Raw genomic sequence first — 20870 nt, forward strand, 5'->3', positions numbered from 1 at the left:
AGTTTAGCTAATTATAGCAGAAAACAGGAGATTTCGCTTAAAAATTTCCTATAAAATCTGCAAAATATAAAGTATGGTGGAATTTACCCCCGCACTGGAATTTAAAATTTCAATTTAGCCCGGCGTGTTAACTTTGGGTAAGATTACAGAGTGCGTTCCCAGGTTTTTCACTGTTTAGAGTAAATATGATCAATTGATTTCTGCATTTTTATCTTATTTTATCTCCGTTTTTATTCCCTGTGGTTTCGTAGAGCTGATTACTCTACGAAAAAAGCCATTGCCTGACAGATGAAGAACCGCTCTTCACCGGCCAGGCAATGGCTTTTTGATTTAGTACAGCACCTGAAGTCTGCCCATATTTTCCCGCTTTCGCTCCATGGAGGAGTGGACATATCTGTTCAGGGTGATATTTACGTTGGCATGTCCCAGGATCTCGCTGAGCGTCTTCACGTCAAAGCCGTTCTCAATACAGCGGGTGGCAAAGGTGTGCCGGAGTGCATGGTAGTTGATGTCCGGCATGTGGCATTCTCTCAGGTAGCGCTTAAACACGTTTTCCATTGTCCTGGGTTCTATGAACCGGTCCGGCCGCCCGGTCAGTACATAGGCATTGTCCGGCACGTCCTCTGCAAGAGTGAGAAGTCTCCTGAAGAGAGGCGGCGGGATAGGGATGTCCCGCAGAGATTTGCTGCTCTTGGGGGCTGTCACAATGATCTTGGTCCTTTTCCCTCCGGGCGCCTCCGGGTCCTGGATGCGCTGCATGGTGAGCCGCACCTGCAGCACCGCCTCCTCATAGCGGATATGCTCACGCTTAAGGGCACAGACCTCCCCGATCCGCAGTCCCATGTAGAGGCTGAGCAGTATACCCGTCTTTAAAAGCTCCCCATCACGGAAGAGAAAGGCTCCCAGCGCTCTCTGCTCCTCCCTGTTCAGGATCCGGATCTGCCGCTCCTGCCGCCGCAGCCGTATCAGCTCAAAACGGCACGGGATCTCCCATCCCATCTGGGAGGCAAAGCTGCACACCTCCTTCAGGACCGCCAGTATATCCTTCACCGTCTTCTCCGCCAGACCGCCCCTGTGATCCCTGCGTCCTTCCGACAGCTTGCGCCGGACAAAGTGGTCCACCCGCTCCGTGGAGAGCTCCGTGACACACAGTTCACCCAGCTCTGGGAGAATGTGGTTTTTCAGAAGGTTCCCGTACTTGATGTAGGAGGATTCCTTGATCCTCTTCCTGGCGCTTTCCAGCCAGAAGACCGCTATGTGAGCCAGCTCCTGCCGGTGCAGCACAGATATGTCTCTTTTGTTCTCCATTGATCCAACCGTCCTCTCTTTTTTGTAAAAATTATATCGGACGGTTTGACGGGATTCTATTCTCCTGGAGGAAGCTCATTTGGCGCCCTGCAATCCCGCAGGGGAATAAATAAAAAATTTGAATTTTGCCGTTTATAATATGGTTTTGGCAAAATCCAGAGATTTTTCTGCCGAGGAGCTCATTGATGAGATGTCACAATACCAGGTAATGGATAGAGAGCACATAACAAAACAGATCCGTTCACTTCTGAAATGCTGGGTCAACTCCGGTATGATCAGACAGGATCTGGACAGCTATTCTGTAGCTGTGTAGAAGTCCTCTCCGTTTATCGATCGCATACCGGACCAAAAAACTCCACCGGCAAATACACCGGTGGAGTTTTCTCATTCTCTTTTCTCTTCCTACGACAGCTCCAGCTTTCCTGTGTACAGCTGATAGTAGGTGCCCTTCTGGGCCAGCAGGTCCTCGTGGGTGCCCCTCTCGATGATGCGGCCGTGCTCCAGCACCATGATGGCGTCGCTGTTGCGGATGGTGGAGAGCCTGTGGGCGATGACGAACACGGTGCGCCCCTTCATCAGGTTATCCATACCCTTCTGCACGATGCTCTCGGTCCTTGTATCGATGCTGGAGGTCGCCTCGTCCAGTATGAGGACCGGCGGGTCAGCCACGGCTGCCCTCGCAATGGCGAGGAGCTGGCGCTGTCCCTGGGAGAGCTCCTCCCCGTCGCTGGTCAGCATGGTGTCATAGCCCTGGGGCAGCATGCGGATAAATCCGTCCGCATGGGCCAGCTTCGCTGCATTGTAGACCTCCTCGTCCGTGGCATCCAGCTTTCCGTAGCGGATGTTGTCCATGATGGTCCCTGTGAACAGGTGCGTATCCTGGAGCACGATGCCGAGGGAGTGGCGCAGGTCCGCCTTCCTGATCTTGTTGATGTTGATGCCGTCGTATCGGATCTTGCCGTCCTGCACATCGTAGAACCGGTTGATGAGATTGGTGATGGTGGTCTTTCCCGCACCCGTGGAGCCGACGAAGGCCAGCTTCTGTCCCGGCTTTGCGTAGAGAGTCAGGTCGTGGAGAACCATGTGCTCCGGCTCATAGCCAAAGGACATGTCAAAGAACCGCACATCTCCCTTCAGCTCCGTGTAGGTGACTGTGCCGTCCGCCTGATGGGGGTGCTTCCAGGCCCACAGGCCCGTGCGCTCCTGGCACTCTTCAATAGTCCCGTCGGCCTTCCTCCGGGCGTTGACCAGGGTAACATATCCCTCGTCCACCTCCGGCGCCTCATCCATCATATTAAAGATGCGCTCCGCTCCGGCAAGAGCCATGATGATAGAGTTAAACTGCTGCGCCACCTGCATGAAGGGCTGCGTAAAGCTCTTGGTGAACTGCAGATAGGACGCCATGACTCCCAGGGTAATGTTCCCTATTCCCATGATGGACAGGAAGCCGCCCAAAACAGCTGTCAGGACAAACTGCAGGTTACCGATATTTCCGATGATCGGGCCCATGATACTGGCAAAGGTGTGTGCATTTGCAGCGCTCTCAAAAAGCTTTTCATTCAGGGCATCAAACTCTTCCTCGGATTTTTTCTCGTGGTTAAATACCTTTACCACTCTCTGTCCATTCATCCGCTCTTCTACAAACCCTGTGATGTTCGCCAAATCGAGCTGCTGACGGATAAAATACTTGCCGCTGTTTCCACCGATAAAGCGGGACACGGCGATCATCAGGATGATGACCAGGATCGCCAGGACCGTCAGGATCGGGCTCAGCACCAGCATGGCAATGAAGGTGACAACGATCATCAGGGCCGACATGAGCACCTGTGGGATGGACTGGTTGATCATCTGGCGCAGCGTGTCTGTATCGTTTGTGTAAAGGCTCATGATGGAGCCGTTTGTATTCTGGTCAAAATAACGGATCGGCAGCGTCTGCATATGCTCAAACATCTCGTCGCGGACGCGCTTGAGCACGCCCTGTCCGATCGTGACCATAGTCCTCGTGTAGAGGAAGGTGGCCACAACACCAAGGGCAAAAATGCAGGCCAGCACAGCCAGCGCCGTGTAGAGCTCCGAGAAATCCGGATCCTGGTGGCCGATCAGCGGAATGATAAAATCATCCAGCAGGAACCGGAGTGACAGGGAGACGGAAATGCTTGCAATGGAGCTGATCAGGATGCAGAACAGCACCAGTATGAACTGTGCCTTGTACGTGCCTGTCACATAGCCCAGCAGTCTCTTTGCTGTCTTGATCGTATTCTTTGTAACCTTGGGCTTTCCGCCCCTTGCGCCTGCGGCATTTGCGCTTCCGTTATTGCTCATTTTCAGCTCCTCCTTTCACCTGTGATTCATAGACCTCGCGGTAGATCGCGTTTGTCTTCAGAAGTTCCTCAGAGGTTCCGATACCGTTGATCTGTCCATTGTCCATGACAATGATCATGTCCGCGTCCTCCACAGAGGAAATCCTCTGGGCGATGATGATCTTTGTCGTATCCGGGATCTCCTCCCTGAACGCCTTGCGGATCAGGGCGTCTGTCCTTGTGTCTACCGCGCTTGTGGAGTCGTCGAGGATCAGGATCTTTGGCTTCTTGAGAAGAGCTCTGGCGATACAGAGCCTCTGCTTCTGGCCGCCGGACACATTGTTTCCTCCCTCCACGATCATCGTGTTGTACCCGGCCGGGAACTCACTGATAAAGCCGTCTGCCTGGGCAAGCCTGCAGACTCTGCGCACCTCCTCGTTGGTGGCGTTCTCATCGCCCCAGCGGATATTTTCGTAAATGCTTCCCGTAAAGAGAACGTTCTTCTGGAGCACCATGGATACCTGATCCCGGAGCTTCTCCAGATTGTATCTGCGGACATCCTGCCCGCCCACCTTCACGCAGCCGCGGGTCACGTCGTACAGACGGGGAATGAGCTGCACCAGGGTGGATTTGGCGCTTCCGGTCCCGCCGATGATGCCGACGATCTGTCCGCTCTTAATGTGAAGGTTCACGTCCTTCAGAGACAGATTTCCGTCCTCTCCCGCATAGCTGAAGTCCACATGCTCAAAGTCAATGTCCCCGTTTGCCACATCTGTAAGGGCATCCTCCTTGTCCACCATCTCCGGCACCTCCTCCAGCACCTCTTTGATCCTGTCTGAAGACGCTTCGGCGATCATGATCATAACAAAAACGAAGGATACCATCATCAGGGACATGAGTATCTGCATGGCATACACCATGATACTTGTCAGCTCACCTGTCATCATCGTGCCGAGCACGATATCCTCGCCGCCCAGGAGCACAATGAGCAGCACGACCGTGTACATGACAAAGTTCATGACCGGCGCGTTCCAGGATACGAGCATCTCCGCCTTTGTGAAGAGCTCGAACACCTTCTGCGAAATCTTATGGAACTTCCCGTTCTCATGCTCCTCCCGCACATATGCCTTCACGACCCTGGCCGCATTTACATTCTCCTGCACAGTATTGTTCAGCACATCATACTCGTCAAACACAGCGATAAAGTGGGGATGTGCCTTCTTGGCAATAAAGATCAGCACGCCCCCCAGTATCGGGATCGTGACCAGCATGAGGAAGGCAATCTTCAGGCTGATCGTTGCTGTCATGATCCAGGAGAGCACCACCATGATGGGGGCCCTCGCCAGCATGCGGATCGAGAACATAAAGGCCATCTGCACGTTGGTGATATCTGTCGTCAGCCTCGTCACAAGACTGGACGTAGAGAAATGATCTATGTTTCCGAACGAGAATTCCTGGATCTTGTAAAAGATGTCATGCCTCAGGTTCTTGGCGTACCCGGCGGCAGCAACGGCAGCCACCTGCCCGGCCTTGGCGCCGAAGGCCAGAGACAGCATAGCCATGATGACAAGGACGATGCCCATCTTTATAATGTAATTCATATTTCCTTCCATGATCCCAATGTCGATGATATTCGCCATCAGGAGCGGGATCAGCACCTCCAGCAGTACCTCCAGCGTCACCAGGACAGGCGCCAGGAATGCCTGCTTCTTGTACTCCCGCACAGATTTCAGTAGTTTCCTATTCATCTGACTCTCCCTTTCCTTCCATACTTAGTTCCATCTCCTTCTGCTTTTCCCCGTTAGAGAGGTTGGCGGATATCTGCATCAGCACCCGGACAAATATTTCCATATCCTCCTCGGGAATTCCCTTTCTTATCTGCGCTTCCCTCCTGCGGATATTTTCCAGCAGCTGTCCCCGCAGCTCCAGCGCTCTCCGGGTTGGGACGATCCGCTTCAGCCTTGCGTCCTCCTTCACGGGCTCCCGGTAAAGGTAACCCTTTTTCTCCAAAAGCTGGAGTGTTCCTGTGGCAGTGGACCTGCGCACCTTGAATTCCTTTTCCAGGTCCCTCTGGTAAAGATCTCTGTGGATCGTTTCAAGCAAAATAAAATGCAGAATATGCTTCTGCATGTTGGTGAGATCGTTTTGCCCCTGCTGCTGTTCCTCACAGAACATCTGTCTTTTCAATTGATGGGAAACTCGGTTGATCCACTTTCCCGCATCCTCTCCCATGGTTCCATCCCTTTCCTCTTTCACTGTGTTGTTCGGTAGCTAACAATTCGGGAACTAACAATATATTATATACAAACAGAATATAATGTCAACTGTCTTTTTGTAAAAAACAGGGGAACAAAATGTAAGATTTTTCGTCAGGATTTTAATCCAGAAATACCGCGCCTGAAGCGCGGTATCCATTCAATAGACAGTACTCTCTTTTTCCTCTCTCTTATGCAGACGCCCGACAAGCCATACAGCGCCTATGTACAGAAGCGTCCCTGCCAGCACTCCGCCGCTGTCCAGGAGCACGTCCGAGAGCTGTCCGCTTCTTCCCGGAACAAAAAGCTGATGGAACTCATCTGTGGCCGCATAGAGGACTCCGCTTCCAAGCGCCAGGAGGAAGTGTCTCCTGCCGCACAGACTCCAGGAGGCGTACATTCCTCCCAGGAGGATCCCAAGCACCGCATACTCTGCAGCATGGGCACTCTTTCGCACAAAATGGTCTATCCTTCCGGCAAAGGCATCCTGTTCCTCCGGCGCCCACTCCCGAAAGTCCTTCACCAGCAGCTCTCCCGCCAGATGTCCCACAGACCGGCTCATGTGGGCGGACTCGTCCGCCGGCTTTGCGGAAAACCAGAAGATGATGCACATCCACAGGAGCACTGCCAGCGTCCATATATTTTTCTTCATTCCTTTTCCTCTCTGTTTACTCCAGCACCTGCCGCATTCTCTCCGTGATCCCGCTGACGGAAGCTTCATCCGGCCGCATGACATAGAGCAGCTGGCTTCCCGATGAAAAGCAGCTCTGCATATCCCCCGTGCCTGCGGCTGCAACAGCTTCAATACTCCAGCCGGATGGGTCCGCAATCTGCATACGGATAAATTCTGCCATCTCCTCCCGGGTCATATTGGTCTGCACAGACTGGCTTACCCTGGCCAGGATCTGATCCGCATTTTTCAGGATGGCCGGCGACATGGCTTTCTGGAGAATGGCTGTCAGCACAGCCTCCTGATTCCTGCCTCTCTGATTGTCACCGCTCTCAAAGCTGTACCGCTCCCGTGAAAAGACCAGAGCCTGTTCTCCGTCCAGATGGTTGCTCCCCCGGACAAACTGATAGCCACCCGCCTCAAAGGCATGCTCCGACTGCACGTCTATGCCTCCCAGGGCATCCACAATAGTAATGAGAGAGGTGAAATTTACTCTGGCATAGTAGGTGATGTCTATGCCGTACAGAGCCTCCAGGGCAGCCATGGAGACGTCTACCCCGTAAATGCCTGCATGGGTCAGCTTGTCTCTAGACTCACCGGATACTCCCGGCAGCTGCACATAGTAGTCTCTGGGTGTCGTGGTAAGAAGGATCTCCTTTGTCTCCGGGTTGACAGTCATGATGATATTCACGTCACTGCGGCTGTTTGTAGCAATATCTCCGGAGACATCAATACCGCTGATATAGATGTTAAAGGGCTGCTTTACATCTGCCTCCTCGTTTTCAATAGGCGTATTGATGCCATACTGGTACAGCACCCTCACCTGGTCACTGTAGCCCTCAATGCTCTCCCCGATCACCGTATCAAATGCCTGGTTATAGATCAGTGCATTGACGCTTCCATCCAGAAGTGCCCGGGCCATCTCCTGAACTGAGCCGTACTCTGTCACATTGGGTTCCCTGCCGATATTGTCCTTCACGTCCTCCAGCATTCTGGACGTGTTTTCCTGATCCAGAACATTCTGGGTCCCAAAGCGGTAATTTTTCACATCCGCCAGGATCTGAGCCGGATCCTCCCTCCTGACAACCACAGCCATGCTGTCCGTCTTGTAGTCTGCTCCTCCTACATCTGCCAGCAGGCGGTCCGCTCTGTACAGATAGGCGGCTCCGAACCCCAGGGCGGCGCTCACAAACAAGGCCAGGACACAGCCTGCAAGCCAGCCTCTGCTCCCCACAAGCTGGAGCCCCACTGTCACCGTCTGCAGCAGGAGGAGGACCAGGGCAGCCGCCGCCATGTAGCCGGCCGGGAGCAGCCCACCTCTCCAAAGCACTACGAAAAAAAGTGCGGAAATGACCAGCTGGATGCCAGCCACAGCAATACATGCTGGGTGGATTTTCTTTTTCTCCTTTTTATGAAATAGCGGTTCTCCCCTCTTCGATCCGTGGTATCTGCGGCTGCACATCATCAGTCAGATCTCCTTTATATTTCTGTCTTCAGATAGTATACCTCATTTCCCCGATATCATACTTTCCGGGAGCCAGGCCCTTTTAAAGCCCCAGCACGTCCGCAATGGCACCCATTTCCTCCAGGGCAATATCGATCAGGTCATCCAGGGAAAGGCCGGTAAATTCGATCATCTCCATGTAATCTCTGTTGGCCCCCTTAGCAAAGCGCGACTCGTTAAAGCGCTTGATCACTGATTTGTGCTTTACACTGGCAATCCTCTTGTCCGGATAAATCTGTGCCACAGCCTTGATAAAGCCACTCATGGGATCTGCGGCCAGAACAGCATACTGCAGATTGGTCTTTGCCTTCATGCCGCATTTGGGATTGTGGGCTTTAATGGCGTCAAAGAGCACCGGATCATCAACCCCTTCCTTTTTCAGGATTTCAACCGATGTGGGACCATGAACACTCATATCGTGTTCCCAGTCGCACTGCTCCTCGTCCAGATCATGAAGCAGTCCTACAATGCCCCAGTACTCTACCTGATCCGGGGCAAGGCGCTTCGCAAGTCCCTTCATGATCGCCTCCACCGCATAGGAGTGGGTGATGTAATTCTCTCCCTGCATGTATTTCATGAGAATGTCGTGTGCCTGCTCTCTGTTCATTGTCTTTTCCTCCTCTATAGCTTTCTCCTGTGTTCTATATTAGCACATCCCCTGTGAAATGATAACACTCTTTTTCAGCTTTTGCCGTCCGTTCATCTGCTTTATGAGCAGTCAAAGGCGGAAGACTTTCTTCGTCTTCCGCCTCATTGCTCTTACTCTTTATTTTTTATTACAGATACCGTCTACTGCAGGATGATGTCCGAGTCGTCAGCCACAGCCTCCTCCTCAGTCTCTCCTGCCGCTGTCTCCTGCTCCTCTGATAAGGAAACCTCTGTCTCCTCTGTCAGCTGAGCATCCGGCAGCTCGTCGGCGGATACCATGTCGTCCGCCAGGATATCGTCGTCATCCTCCTCCATGCCCAGCTCTGTGCTGAGTCTTACGTCCCGGTATTTTTTCATACCAGTACCGGCCGGGATGTGCTTACCGATGATGACGTTCTCCTTAAGGCCGACCAGCGGATCGATCTTGCCCTTGATGGCCGCCTCTGTCAGCACCTTGGTCGTCTCCTGGAAGGAGGCGGCTGACAGGAAGGAGTTGGTGGCGAGGGATGCCTTTGTGATACCGAGCATGATCTGCTCGCCCGTGGCCGGCTCTTTACCCTCTGCCGTGAGCTCTTTGTTCTTGTCCTCGAACTCCAGCGCATCTACCATGGTGCCCGGCAGATAGCCTGTGTCTCCGCTCTCTTCCACGCGGATCTTCTTCAGCATCTGGCGCACGATGACCTCGATGTGCTTATCGTTGATATCAACACCCTGGAGACGGTATACGCGCTGCACCTCCTGGATCATGTAATCCTGCACAGCCCTCAGTCCCTTGATCTTCAGGATATCATGGGGGTTCACGCTACCCTCTGTGAGCTCGTCGCCGGCCTCAAGCTCCTGTCCGTCCTGGATCTTGATGCGCGATCCGTAGGGGATGAGGTAGGCCTTGGACTCGCCTGTCTCGTCGTTGGTGACGATGACCTCACGCTTTTTCTTTGTGTCGTTGATGACAGCTTTTCCTGCAAACTCTGTGATGATGGCAAGACCCTTCGGCTTTCTCGCCTCGAAGAGCTCCTCCACACGGGGAAGACCCTGTGTGATATCGTCTCCGGCCACACCTCCGGTGTGGAAGGTACGCATGGTAAGCTGTGTACCCGGCTCACCGATGGACTGGGCGGCGATGATGCCGACAGCCTCGCCCACCTGGACCGGCTCGCCTGTGGCCATGTTGGCGCCGTAGCACTTCGCGCACACGCCGTTGTGGCAGCGGCAGGTCAGGATGGTACGGATCTTGATCTTCTTAGGCGTCTCGCCGTTCTCGTCCACGCCCTTCTTCATGATCAGCTCCGCACGCTTCGGAGTAACCATGTGGTTGGCCTTCACCAGCACATTGCCGTCCTTATCCTTGATGCTCTCGCACAGGTACCGCCCTGTGATACGCTCCTGCAGGCTCTCGATCTCCTCGTTGCCCTCCATGAAAGCATGTACGTACATGCCCGGGATCTCGTCTCCCTCCTGGCGGCAGTCTACCTCCCGGATGATGAGCTCCTGGGACACGTCTACCAGACGTCTCGTCAGGTAACCGGAGTCAGCTGTACGAAGAGCCGTATCGGACAGACCTTTACGCGCTCCGTGGGCGGACATGAAGTACTCCAGTACGTCCAGACCTTCACGGAAGTTGGACTTGATAGGCAGCTCGATGGTACGTCCTGTCGTATCTGCCATCAGACCGCGCATGCCGGCAAGCTGTTTAATCTGCTTGTCAGATCCGCGGGCTCCGGAGTCCGCCATCATGAAGATGTTGTTGTATTTATCCAGACCGGAAAGCAGCGCCTCTGTCAGGGCATCGTCGGTGGCCTTCCATGTCTCCACGACTTCTTTGTAGCGCTCCTCCTCTGTGATCAGACCGCGCTTGAAGTTCTTTGTGATGCGGTCCACCGTCTCCTGGGCCTGCTCGATCATCTCAGGCTTCTGAGGCGGCACGGTCATATCGGAAATGGACACGGTCATGGCCGCTCTTGTGGAGTACTTGTAGCCGATGGCCTTTACATTGTCCAGCACCTCCGCGGTAGCTGTGGCGCCGTGGGTGTTGATGACCTTCTCAAGGATCTGCTTTAACTGCTTCTTGCCCACGTGGAAATCAATCTCCGGCAGGAGCTCATTTCCCTCCACCTCGCGGTCTACAAAGCCCAGGTCCTGAGGGATGATCTCATTGAAGAGCATCCTTCCCAGGGTGGATTCGATGGTCCCTGTCTTCACAGTCCCGTCGGGCATGGTCCTGGACACACGCACTTTGATCTTGGAGTGGAGTGTCAGAGCCTGGTTCTCATAGGCCAGGATAGCCTCATTTACATTCTTGAAGAATTTGCCCTCTCCCATGGCTCCCGGTCTCTCCTGTGTCAGATAGTAGATACCAAGGACCATATCCTGCGAGGGAACAGCCACCGGTCCGCCGTCTGACGGCTTCAGAAGGTTGTTCGGCGACAGCAGGAGGAAACGGCACTCCGCCTGGGCCTCCACGGACAGGGGCAGATGGACAGCCATCTGGTCTCCGTCAAAGTCCGCGTTGTAGGCGGTACATACAAGGGGGTGGAGCTTGATTGCTTTACCCTCTACAAGGATGGGCTCAAATGCCTGGATACCCAGTCTGTGCAGCGTAGGGGCACGGTTCAGCATGACCGGGTGCTCCTTGATGACGTCCTCCAGCACATCCCACACCTCGGGCTGGAGCCTCTCCACCATTTTCTTTGCGTTCTTGATGTTGTGGGCTGTGCCGTTCTGTACCAGCTCCTTCATAACAAAGGGCTTGAACAGCTCGATAGCCATTTCTTTCGGGAGACCACACTGATAGATCTTCAGCTCCGGTCCCACGACGATAACGGAACGTCCGGAGTAGTCCACACGTTTTCCCAGAAGGTTCTGACGGAAACGTCCGGATTTTCCTTTCATCATATCGGACAGAGACTTGAGGGCACGGTTTCCGGGTCCTGTGACCGGACGTCCTCTTCTTCCGTTGTCGATGAGGGCGTCCACCGCCTCCTGCAGCATCCTCTTTTCATTTCTTACGATAATGTCCGGAGCGCCCAGCTCAAGCAGACGCTTCAGACGGTTGTTCCTGTTGATGATCCTTCTGTAAAGGTCATTTAAGTCGCTGGTGGCGAAGCGTCCGCCGTCCAGCTGTACCATGGGACGGAGGTCCGGCGGGATGACCGGGATGGCTGTCAGGATCATCCACTCCGGCTTGTTGCCGGACTCCCGGAAGGCTTCCACTACCTCCAGGCGCTTCACGATCCTCGCCCGCTTCTGGCCGCTGGCTCCCTCCAGCCCTGCTGTCAGCTCCTCGTATTCCTTGTCAAGGTCAATGGATTCCAGGAGCTCCTTGACAGCCTCCGCACCCATTCCGACGCGGAAGGCTCTTCCCCATTTCTCTCTGGCTTCCTGGTACTCCTGCTCGGACAGCACCTGCTTGTACATCAGGTCTGTCTCCCCTTTATCCAGCACGATGTAGGAGGCAAAGTACAGTACCTTCTCCAGAGTCCGCGGGGACAGATCCAGGATCAGTCCCATACGGCTCGGGATCCCCTTAAAGTACCAGATGTGTGACACCGGAGCTGCCAGGGCAATGTGCCCCATACGCTCGCGGCGCACGCTGGATTTTGTCACTTCGACGCCGCAGCGGTCGCAGACAACGCCTTTGTAACGGATCTTTTTATATTTACCACAATGACACTCCCAGTCCTTGCTGGGTCCGAAGATGCGCTCGCAGAACAGGCCGTCCTTTTCCGGCTTCAGTGTCCTGTAGTTGATGGTCTCCGGCTTGGTAACCTCGCCCCTGGACCACTCAAGTATCTTCTCCGGTGACGCCAACCCGATCTTGATGGCATCAAAGGTCATTGTCTGATAGGTTTGTTCCTTTTTTGTTTCCGGCATACTGGCACCCCTTCCTAAAATTCGTCGTCAGATATTTCGTTAAACTCTATCCCCAGGTCATCGCTGTAGTCGTCTTCCTCCTCCGGCTCGTCTACATCCACCAGCTCTTCTCCCTGGAACTCCTGTGCTGTGTAGCCGTGATCACCCAGGTTCTCGTCCTCATGGCGGTATTTCCTGTCCTCATTCATCAGGGAGCGGAAATCGGTCTCGCCCATGTCGACAGTCTCCAGGATCTCCACCTCTTCGCCGCCCTGCAGCACGCGCACATCAAGGGCCAGCGACTGCAGCTCCTTGAGGAGCACCTTGAAGGCCTCCGGAATACCGGGCTCCGGAATGTTCTCCCCTTTGATGATGGCCTCGTAGGTCTTCACACGTCCCACCACGTCGTCGGATTTCACGGTCAGGATCTCCTGCAGGGTGTAGGATGCGCCGTAGGCCTCCAGAGCCCACACCTCCATCTCTCCGAAGCGCTGGCCGCCGAACTGGGCTTTTCCGCCCAGAGGCTGCTGTGTCACCAGTGAGTAGGGGCCCGTGGAGCGGGCGTGGATCTTGTCGTCTACCAGGTGGTGCAGCTTCAGATAGTGCATGTGTCCGATGGTGACCGGGCTGTCAAAGAACTCTCCGGTACGTCCGTCGCGCAGGCGCACTTTTCCGTCTCTGGAGATCGGCACGCCCTTCCACAGCTTTCTGTGCTCTCTGTTGTCGGACAGGTACTGGAGCACCTCCGGCAGCAGCTCTTCTTTATGTTTAGCCTCAAACTCTTCCCAGCTTAAGTTCACGTAGTCGTTTGCCAGGTCCAGTGTATCCATGATGTCGTTCTCATCCGCACCGTCAAATACCGGTGTGGCAATATTGAAGCCGAGGGCCCTGGCAGCCAGGGACAGATGGATCTCCAGCACCTGACCGATGTTCATACGGGAAGGCACGCCCAGCGGGTTCAGCACGATATCCAGGGGACGTCCGTTTGGCAGGAAAGGCATATCCTCCACGGGGAGCACACGGGAAACAACACCCTTGTTTCCGTGACGTCCGGCCATCTTGTCACCCACGGAGATCTTTCTCTTCTGGGCAATGTAGATGCGGACTGCCTGGTTTACACCGGGTGAGAGCTCATCGCCGTTGTCTCGCGTGAACACCTTGGCATCGACTACGATACCGTACTCGCCGTGAGGCACTTTCAGGGAAGTGTCTCTTACCTCTCTCGCCTTCTCTCCGAAGATAGCCCGCAGCAGTCTCTCCTCCGCGGTCAGCTCGGTCTCTCCCTTCGGAGTCACCTTGCCCACCAGGATGTCTCCCGCGCGCACCTCCGCACCGATGCGGATGATACCTCTCTCATCCAGGTTCTTCAGCGCGTCGTCACCCACGCCGGGGATATCCCTGGTGATCTCCTCAGGTCCCAGCTTGGTGTCGCGGGCCTCAGCCTCGTACTCTTCTATATGAATGGATGTGTAAACGTCATCCTGTACCAGTCTCTCGCTCAGGAGGACCGCATCCTCGTAGTTGTATCCCTCCCATGTCATGAATCCGATGAGGGGGTTCTTTCCAAGAGCCATCTCGCCGTTGGAGGTGGAGGGGCCGTCTGCGATGACCTCGCCCTTCTCTACCCTGTCACCCTTGAACACGATGGGTCTCTGGTTGTAGCAGTTGCTCTGATTGCTCCTCTGGAATTTGGTCAGCCTGTATTTCTTCAGCGCACCGTCATCCTGGCGGATCGTGATTTCGTTGGAGGTGGAGCGCTCTACAACGCCGCCCTCCTCTGCCAGCACGCACACGCCGGAGTCGACAGCCGCCTTCTCCTCCATACCTGTCCCGACTACCGGAGCCTCTGTCATGAGAAGAGGCACGGCCTGGCGCTGCATGTTGGAGCCCATCAGGGCGCGGTTGGCGTCGTCGTTCTGCAGGAAGGGGATCAGGGCCGTAGCCACGGAGAACACCATCTTCGGGGACACGTCCATGTAGTCGAACATGGAGCGCTCGTACTCCTGCGTCTCCTCCCGGTAACGACCGGATACATTTTTGTGTACGAAATGACCTTCCTCATCCAGGGGCGTGTTCGCCTGCGCCACATGATAGTTGTCCTCTTCATCTGCTGTCATGTAGACAACCTCATCTGTGACTCTCGGATTTTTCGGGTCGGATTTATCAATCTTTCTGTACGGAGCCTCAACAAACCCGTACTGGTTGATCCTCGCGTAGCACGCAAGGGAGTTGATCAGACCGATGTTGGGTCCCTCAGGCGTCTCGATGGGGCACATCCTTCCATAGTGGGAGTAATGTACGTCGCGGACCTCAAATCCCGCACGGTCCCTGGACAGACCGCCCGGTCCAAGGGCGGACAGACGTCTCTTGTGGGTCAGCTCGCCCAGAGGGTTGTTCTGGTCCATGAACTGGGACAGCTGGGAGGAGCCAAAGAACTCCTTCACCGCCGCGGTCACGGGTTTGATGTTGATCAGGGACTGGGGAGAAATACCCTCCAGGTCCTGTGTGGTCATCCTCTCGCGGACCACTCTCTCCAGACGGGACAGACCGATCCTGTACTGGTTCTGGAGCAGCTCGCCCACGGCGCGGATACGGCGGTTGCCCAGGTGGTCGATATCGTCGTCGTTTCCGAGGCCATACTCCAGGTGGATGTTATAGTTAATGGAAGCAAGTATGTCTTCCTTTGTGATATGCTTCGGGATCAGGTCATGGATATCCCGCTTGATGGCGCTTTTCAGCTCATCGATATCTCCTGCCGTCTCCTCCAGAAGGCCAGACAGCACGGGATAGTAGACAAGCTCCGTCACGCCCACTTCCCCGGGATCGATGTCCACGATGGACTTCAGGTCCACCATCATGTTGGAGAGGACCTTTACCTTCCTCTCCTCCTCCGGTCTGTCGATCCACACGTAGGGAATGGCCGCGTTCTGGATAGCATCCGCCATCTCTCTTGTCAGCTTGGTGCCCGCCTCGGCGATCACCTCTCCGGTGATGGGGCTCACCGCGTCCTCGGCCAGCACATGGCCTGCGATGCGGTTCCTCAGCATCAGCTTCTTATTGAATTTATAGCGTCCGACCTTTGCAAGGTCATAGCGTCTGGGGTCAAAGAACATGCTCGTGATCAGGCTCTCGGCGCTGTCCACCGCAAGCGGCTCACCCGGACGGATCTTCTTGTACAGTTCAAGAAGACCTTCCTGGTAATTCGTGGCAGCGTCCTTCTCAAAGCTCGCCATGATCTTCGGTTCCTCACCAAACAGCTCGACGATCTCAGGATTTGTCCCGATGCCGAGGGCGCGGATCAGCACAGTGATCGGCACCTTCCTTGTTCTGTCTACACGTACATAGAAAACGTCATTTGAATCTGTCTCATATTCCAGCCATGCTCCCCGGTTTGGAATGACAGTGGAGGAAAACAGCCTTTTACCAAGCTTGTCGTGCGCGATGCCGTAGTAGATACCGGGCGAACGCACGAGCTGGCTAACGATAACTCGCTCTGCACCATTGATCACAAAAGTTCCTGTCGCTGTCATCAGCGGCAGGTCTCCCATGAAGATCTCATGCTCATTGATCTCATCTGTCTCCTTGTTGTGAAGCCTTACGCGCACCTTCAGCGGAGCCGCATAGGTGGCATCGCGCTCCTTACACTCCTCGATCGAGTACTTTACGTCTTTCTCGCACAAGGTGAAGTCCACAAACTCCAGGCTGAGCTTTCCGCTGTAGTCTGTGATCGGAGAAATGTCATCAAATACTTCTTTTAATCCCTCGTCAAGGAACCACTGATAGGAGTCTTTCTGGACTTCGATCAGGTTAGGCATCTGAAGCACTTCTTTCTGCCTGGAATAACTCATGCGCGAATTTTTTCCGCTTTTAATAGGACGAATTCTGTTTTTCTCCATATGACGTTTCACTCCTCGTTTATTTTTTGTGAGGTTTAACCGAGCAAACCCCCGTTTTTATTACACTCTCGCACATTGTGCCATGATCCATGACACAGTTTTTCATAATGATGCACCCTATATAATACAACAAACGCCAGAGGGGTGTCAAGAACTTTTTTCTACTAAAAAGGCGCAAAAAGAACCGCCTGCGGGTCTTATTCTGCACAACCCTCAAGCGGTCCTTTTGATCTTTCACAAACAATTTGCCATGTCCAAGTTTATAATATATAGTCTGAACACTTAAATTATTTAAGGTTAACCTCTGCGCCTTCAGCCTCAAGTTTAGCTTTGATCTCCTCAGCCTCAGCCTTGGAAGCACCCTCTTTAACAACCTTCGGTGCGCCATCAACGAGCTCTTTAGCCTCTTTCAGTCCAAGACCTGTGATCTCGCGAACAACTTTGATGACTTTAACCTTGGATGCGCCTGCTGCTACAAGCTCTACATCGAACTCATCTTTCTCCTCTGCTGCTGCAGCTCCGTCTCCAGCTGCTGCTGCAACTACAACGCCTGCTGCTGCAGATACGCCGAACTCTTCTTCGCATGCTTTAACTAACTCATTTAATTCTAATACTGATAACTCTTTGATCGCTTCGATCATTTCAGCTGTTGTTAACTTAGCCATTTCTTTGTCCTCCATTTAATTTGTTTTATTTTGATTCGTTTTTTTCCTGCCCTGCGGCCGCCCTCAGGCTGGCTGCTTACTCAGCAGGAGTCTCTGCTGTCTCTGCTGCGGGAGCTTCCTCAGCCGGAGCCTCTGCGCTCTCCTCTGCAGGAGCAGCCTCTCCACCCTGCTCTGCGATCTGTTTGATAACACGAGCAAAGTTTGTGATCGGTGACTGCATGCTTCCAAGCAGTCTGGAGAGAAGTTCTTCTCTTGACGGGATCTTAGCCAGCTCAGTCAGTCCGGCAACGTCATAGACTGTTCCCTCAACAACACCGCCCTTTAACTCAAGAGCCTTTGCATCCTTAGCGAATTTGCACAGGATCGTTGCCGGAGCAGTAGCGTCATCCTTTGAGATGGCGATAGCGCTGGGGCCTTCCAGATGCTCTTCCAGAGCTGCGAACTCTGTTCCCTCAAAAGCTCTCTTCATCATTGTGTTCTTGCAGACTTTGTAGATGATACCAGCTTCTCTTAACTGTTTACGAAGCTCTGTATCCTGAGCAACAGTTAATCCGCGGTAGTCAACCAGAACGACTGACTCAGCGCCTGTGATGTCATCAACGATCGCCTGAACGATAGGCTGTTTTAACTCAACTTTTGCCACGAATGGTGCACCTCCTTGTTAGATTTTTGGTTCTTGCACCGCCGACAGATTTATGGCCGAATTAAAATCCCCTCTGCGTCCAAAGTCACAGAGGGGTAGAAATTCATACGCAATGTACTAAATCTATTCTTCCTCGGCAGGCGTTTTCACACTTACGCTTTTCAGCACCTGCTGTCTTCGGCAGTTACTACTGTAATTTAGCACACTTACCTGTATTTGTCAATGTGTTTTTCAACTTTTTACGGCTTTTTATGCTTATCCGTCTGAGGCGCAGCACTTTTTCACACCTGCCTCTGCTCGTCAGCTACTACACAGATCATCCAGACCATTACAGAATCGAAAAACACCCCCGGAGCTTCTGCCGACATGGCATTGTCTCCGAGGGTGTGTATATGCGTCAATCTCTGCTCTCTGATTAAACCAGCTTGACCGGATTAAGCTTTACGCCAGGTCCCATTGTAGATGTAAGTGTCACGCTCTTTAAGAACTGACCCTTCACAGCTGCCGGTCTGGCCTTGTTGACTGCATCAATAAGCGTCTGGAAGTTGTCTGCAAGCTGCTCCTCGGTAAAGGAAGCCTTACCGATCGGCACGTGGATAATGTTTGTCTTGTCAAGTCTGTATTCGATCTTACCAGCTTTGATGTCCTGGATAGCCTTTGTAACATCCATTGTTACTGTTCCGGCCTTCGGGTTCGGCATCAGACCCTTGGGTCCAAGTACACGTCCGAGACGTCCAACAACACCCATCATGTCTGGTGTGGCAACTACTACATCGAACTCAAACCAGTTCTCGTTCTGGATCTTCGGGATCAGCTCGTCGCCGCCTACATAGTCAGCACCTGCTGCCTTTGCCTCCTCAGCCTTTGCGTCCTTTGCGAACACGAGGATGCGCACCTTCTTGCCAGTTCCGTGAGGCAGTACAACGGCACCGCGGATCTGCTGATCAGCGTGACGTCCGTCACAGCCTGTTCTGATGTGAGCCTCAATGGTCTCATCGAATTTTGCCACTGCTGTCTTTTTCACTAAAGAAATAGCCTCTTCTTTGTCGTAGAGTGTTCCTCTCTCGATCGCTTTTGCAGCTTCTGTATATTTCTTTCCTCTTTTCATTTTAAAAAATACCTCCTTGTGGTAATGTCGGGATAACCCTCCCACTTACTGTTCCTGTTGACTCAAATCGCTCTTACTCTTCTACTGTAACACCCATGCTCCTGCATGTGCCCGCGATCATGCTCATAGCCGCCTCAAGGCTTGCCGCGTTCAGGTCAGGCATCTTTGTCTCAGCGATCTCCTGGAGCTGAGCCTTTGTGATCTTAGCTACTTTCTGTTTGTTCGGCACACCGGAACCGGATTTCAGATTGCAGGCCTTCTTGATCAGGACTGCTGCCGGAGGTGTCTTTGTAACGAAGCTGAAGCTCCTGTCGTTGTAAACGGTGATTACTACAGGGATGATCAGATCTCCCTGGTCAGCTGTTCTGGCATTGAACTGCTTTGTGAACTCAACAATGTTAACTCCGTGCTGTCCAAGTGCAGGTCCGACCGGAGGAGCCGGAGTTGCCTTGCCGGCAGGAATCTGTAATTTGATATAACCTTCTACTTTTTTTGCCATTTTCATTACCTCCTTGTGGTATTGTCGGGACAAATATCCCTCCCACTACTGACTACAATTTTTTCACTTCAGCGAAACTTATTTCTACTGGCGTTTCGCGGCCAAACAGCTCAACATTGATGGTCAGGCTCTGCTTTGCGGCATTGATGGACTGCACAACACCCACCGTATCTGCCCATGCACCGGCGATGACCTTGACGCCGTCGCCCACCTCGTAATCCACCACGTAGTTCTCGCGCTGGATGCCAAGGGGCGCCATCTCCTCGTCTGTCAGGGGAACCGGCTTGGAACCGGGACCCACAAAACCAGTCACACCTCTCGTATTGCGGACCACATACCATGTGTCATCATTCATGATCATGTGAATGAGCACATAGCCGGGGAACATTTTTTTCTGTGTAACCTTCTGCACCCCATTCTTCGTCTCCACAACATCCTCCAGTGGGACCCGCACCTCCAGGATCTGCTCCTCCAGATGTCTGTTCTCCACTGTCTTGTCAATGTTGGCCTTCACTTTGTTCTCATACCCGGAATAAGTATGAACAACGTACCATTTTGCCTCTGACATATAATCACCTTTCTTGCTTACAGTCTTACAGTCCTATCAAAAAATCTACTCCGTGCTGTGCAAGGAAATCGATGATCGCGATGATGATCCCCAGCACTACGGATACGGAAACAACCGCTGCTGTCTGTTTCGCAAGTGTCACTTTGTCTGGCCAGATGATCTTTTTGAATTCTGAGCTAAGACCCTTGAACCAGTTTTTCTTCTGAGCTTTTTCCTTACTCACGACATTCACTCCTTTTGCCAGCGACTATTTTGTTTCTTTGTGCAATGTGTGTGATTTACAGAATCTGCAGTATTTCTTGGTTTCCATGCGCTCCGGATGTGTTTTCTTATCCTTCGTCATGTTATAGTTACGATGCTTGCATTCTGTACACTCTAATGTAATTCTTGTACGCACAACTTCCACCTCGCTTCATTTTCTTAATGTTGACGTGTTGCCCCGGCGGTCTTGGACCGGGCGCCCTAAATTTAGGCATAAAAAAAAGACCTGCTTCCATCGCCACAATAATATACCATAGTATGGCAATGGAAGTCAAGCCTGTTTTTTGGGCTATAGTTTTTTGGGGCTGCATTTTAAATGCCTTCTAGATCCAGCACTTCACATATTTAAACAGGAGCCTTCTGCCTCTCCCCAGGGAGCTGTACACATGCTCCGCGGCACGGGCAAACAGCGCCAGCATAAAGACCCTGTCCTCCGGGGCCGCACCCTCTGCCGCGCAGAAGTTCTTTTTGGTTTCTTAGTATGAACCCTTGGGTAAATATTTGTATACGAAAAAGAGAAATACCAGCTCTTTGCTGATATTTCTCTCTTCTTCATAAGAGGCGCAGACCGGATTTGAACCGGTGAATCGAGGTGTTGCAGACCTGTGCCTTACCACTTGGCTACTGCGCCGCAGTGTCCCGTTTTTGCGGAACACTCATATTATAGCAAACCAAAACCCATTCGTCAATGAAAAG

16 protein-coding genes, 1 tRNA gene and 1 other annotated feature are annotated in these 20870 nt (G+C 53.1%); all 17 genes read right to left on the reverse strand.

Going from position 1 to position 20870, the window contains the following annotated elements; all coding sequences use genetic code 11:
• Positions 1 to 330: 330 nt before the first annotated feature.
• A complete protein-coding gene (locus B5E62_RS15685) occupies positions 331 to 1308 on the reverse strand; it encodes a tyrosine-type recombinase/integrase (protein WP_087175460.1) in 978 nt (325 codons plus the stop codon).
• A gap of 402 nt (positions 1309 to 1710) precedes the next feature.
• Positions 1711 to 3630 (reverse strand): ABC transporter ATP-binding protein, encoded by a 1920-nt coding sequence (locus B5E62_RS15690; protein ID WP_087175461.1) that lies wholly within the window; start codon positions 3628 to 3630, stop codon positions 1711 to 1713.
• The gene (locus B5E62_RS15695; protein WP_087175462.1) at positions 3620 to 5356 is read right to left on the reverse strand and encodes an ABC transporter ATP-binding protein; all 1737 of its coding nucleotides are present in this window, start codon (positions 5354 to 5356) and stop codon (positions 3620 to 3622) included. Before B5E62_RS15695 ends, B5E62_RS15690 begins: the two co-directional genes overlap by 11 nt.
• Entirely contained in the window at positions 5349 to 5864 is a 516-nt protein-coding gene (locus B5E62_RS15700) for a MarR family winged helix-turn-helix transcriptional regulator (RefSeq protein ID WP_330398157.1), read from the reverse strand. The genes B5E62_RS15695 and B5E62_RS15700 overlap by 8 nt, the downstream gene beginning before the upstream one ends.
• Before the next feature lie 159 nt (positions 5865 to 6023).
• Positions 6024 to 6515, reverse strand: a complete 492-nt coding sequence (locus B5E62_RS15705; RefSeq protein WP_162610338.1) for a VanZ family protein — start codon at positions 6513 to 6515, stop codon at positions 6024 to 6026.
• A 16-nt stretch (positions 6516 to 6531) separates the two neighbouring features.
• Positions 6532 to 7905, reverse strand: coding sequence for an LCP family protein (locus tag B5E62_RS15710; RefSeq protein WP_242957993.1), 1374 nt, complete (start codon positions 7903 to 7905; stop codon positions 6532 to 6534).
• Between the two features lie 175 nt (positions 7906 to 8080).
• Positions 8081 to 8644, reverse strand: a complete 564-nt coding sequence (locus B5E62_RS15715) for an HD domain-containing protein (RefSeq protein ID WP_087175465.1) — start codon at positions 8642 to 8644, stop codon at positions 8081 to 8083.
• 182 nt (positions 8645 to 8826) lie between these two features.
• Complete coding sequence (gene rpoC / locus B5E62_RS15720) at positions 8827 to 12555, reverse strand: DNA-directed RNA polymerase subunit beta' (RefSeq protein ID WP_087175466.1); 3729 nt, start codon at positions 12553 to 12555, stop codon at positions 8827 to 8829.
• 14 nt (positions 12556 to 12569) lie between these two features.
• Positions 12570 to 16430 carry a DNA-directed RNA polymerase subunit beta gene (gene rpoB, locus B5E62_RS15725; RefSeq protein ID WP_087175467.1) on the reverse strand — a complete coding sequence of 1287 codons (3861 nt, stop codon included), beginning with the start codon at positions 16428 to 16430 and terminating at the stop codon, positions 12570 to 12572.
• 287 nt (positions 16431 to 16717) lie between these two features.
• Entirely contained in the window at positions 16718 to 17095 is a 378-nt protein-coding gene (gene rplL, locus B5E62_RS15735) for a 50S ribosomal protein L7/L12 (RefSeq protein WP_087175480.1), read from the reverse strand.
• 76 nt (positions 17096 to 17171) lie between these two features.
• A complete protein-coding gene (gene rplJ / locus B5E62_RS15740; protein WP_087175469.1) occupies positions 17172 to 17738 on the reverse strand; it encodes a 50S ribosomal protein L10 in 567 nt (188 codons plus the stop codon).
• A 53-nt stretch (positions 17739 to 17791) separates the two neighbouring features.
• Positions 17792 to 17937 (reverse strand) — a sequence feature (ribosomal protein L10 leader region).
• 216 nt (positions 17938 to 18153) lie between these two features.
• Positions 18154 to 18846 carry a 50S ribosomal protein L1 gene (gene rplA, locus B5E62_RS15745; RefSeq protein ID WP_087175470.1) on the reverse strand — a complete coding sequence of 231 codons (693 nt, stop codon included), beginning with the start codon at positions 18844 to 18846 and terminating at the stop codon, positions 18154 to 18156.
• Between the two features lie 73 nt (positions 18847 to 18919).
• Positions 18920 to 19345 (reverse strand): 50S ribosomal protein L11, encoded by a 426-nt coding sequence (gene rplK, locus B5E62_RS15750; RefSeq protein WP_076779583.1) that lies wholly within the window; start codon positions 19343 to 19345, stop codon positions 18920 to 18922.
• A 52-nt stretch (positions 19346 to 19397) separates the two neighbouring features.
• Complete coding sequence (nusG, locus tag B5E62_RS15755; protein ID WP_087175471.1) at positions 19398 to 19913, reverse strand: transcription termination/antitermination protein NusG; 516 nt, start codon at positions 19911 to 19913, stop codon at positions 19398 to 19400.
• Positions 19914 to 19938: 25 nt separating this feature from the next.
• The gene (gene secE, locus B5E62_RS15760; RefSeq protein ID WP_087175472.1) at positions 19939 to 20136 is read right to left on the reverse strand and encodes a preprotein translocase subunit SecE; all 198 of its coding nucleotides are present in this window, start codon (positions 20134 to 20136) and stop codon (positions 19939 to 19941) included.
• Between the two features lie 24 nt (positions 20137 to 20160).
• A complete protein-coding gene (rpmG, locus tag B5E62_RS15765; RefSeq protein WP_074017771.1) occupies positions 20161 to 20310 on the reverse strand; it encodes a 50S ribosomal protein L33 in 150 nt (49 codons plus the stop codon).
• Between the two features lie 423 nt (positions 20311 to 20733).
• Positions 20734 to 20805, reverse strand: a tRNA-Cys gene (locus B5E62_RS15770).
• Positions 20806 to 20870 lie beyond the last annotated feature (65 nt).

It is taken from the genome of Lachnoclostridium sp. An118 (assembly GCF_002160985.1).
GTDB classification, from domain to species: domain Bacteria; phylum Bacillota; class Clostridia; order Lachnospirales; family Lachnospiraceae; genus Claveliimonas; species Claveliimonas stercoravium.

Coding starts and splice junctions, on each gene's coding strand:
- B5E62_RS15685 (WP_087175460.1), bottom strand. CDS start 1,308: ATGGAGAACAAAAGAGACATATCTGTGCTGCACCGGCAGGAGCTGGCT.
- B5E62_RS15690 (WP_087175461.1), bottom strand. CDS start 3,630: ATGAGCAATAACGGAAGCGCAAATGCCGCAGGCGCAAGGGGCGGAAAG.
- B5E62_RS15695 (WP_087175462.1), bottom strand. CDS start 5,356: ATGAATAGGAAACTACTGAAATCTGTGCGGGAGTACAAGAAGCAGGCA.
- B5E62_RS15705 (WP_162610338.1), bottom strand. CDS start 6,515: ATGAAGAAAAATATATGGACGCTGGCAGTGCTCCTGTGGATGTGCATC.
- B5E62_RS15715 (WP_087175465.1), bottom strand. CDS start 8,644: ATGAACAGAGAGCAGGCACACGACATTCTCATGAAATACATGCAGGGA.
- rpoC (WP_087175466.1), bottom strand. CDS start 12,555: ATGCCGGAAACAAAAAAGGAACAAACCTATCAGACAATGACCTTTGAT.
- rpoB (WP_087175467.1), bottom strand. CDS start 16,430: ATGGAGAAAAACAGAATTCGTCCTATTAAAAGCGGAAAAAATTCGCGC.
- rplL (WP_087175480.1), bottom strand. CDS start 17,095: ATGGCTAAGTTAACAACAGCTGAAATGATCGAAGCGATCAAAGAGTTA.
- rplA (WP_087175470.1), bottom strand. CDS start 18,846: ATGAAAAGAGGAAAGAAATATACAGAAGCTGCAAAAGCGATCGAGAGA.
- rplK (WP_076779583.1), bottom strand. CDS start 19,345: ATGGCAAAAAAAGTAGAAGGTTATATCAAATTACAGATTCCTGCCGGC.
- nusG (WP_087175471.1), bottom strand. CDS start 19,913: ATGTCAGAGGCAAAATGGTACGTTGTTCATACTTATTCCGGGTATGAG.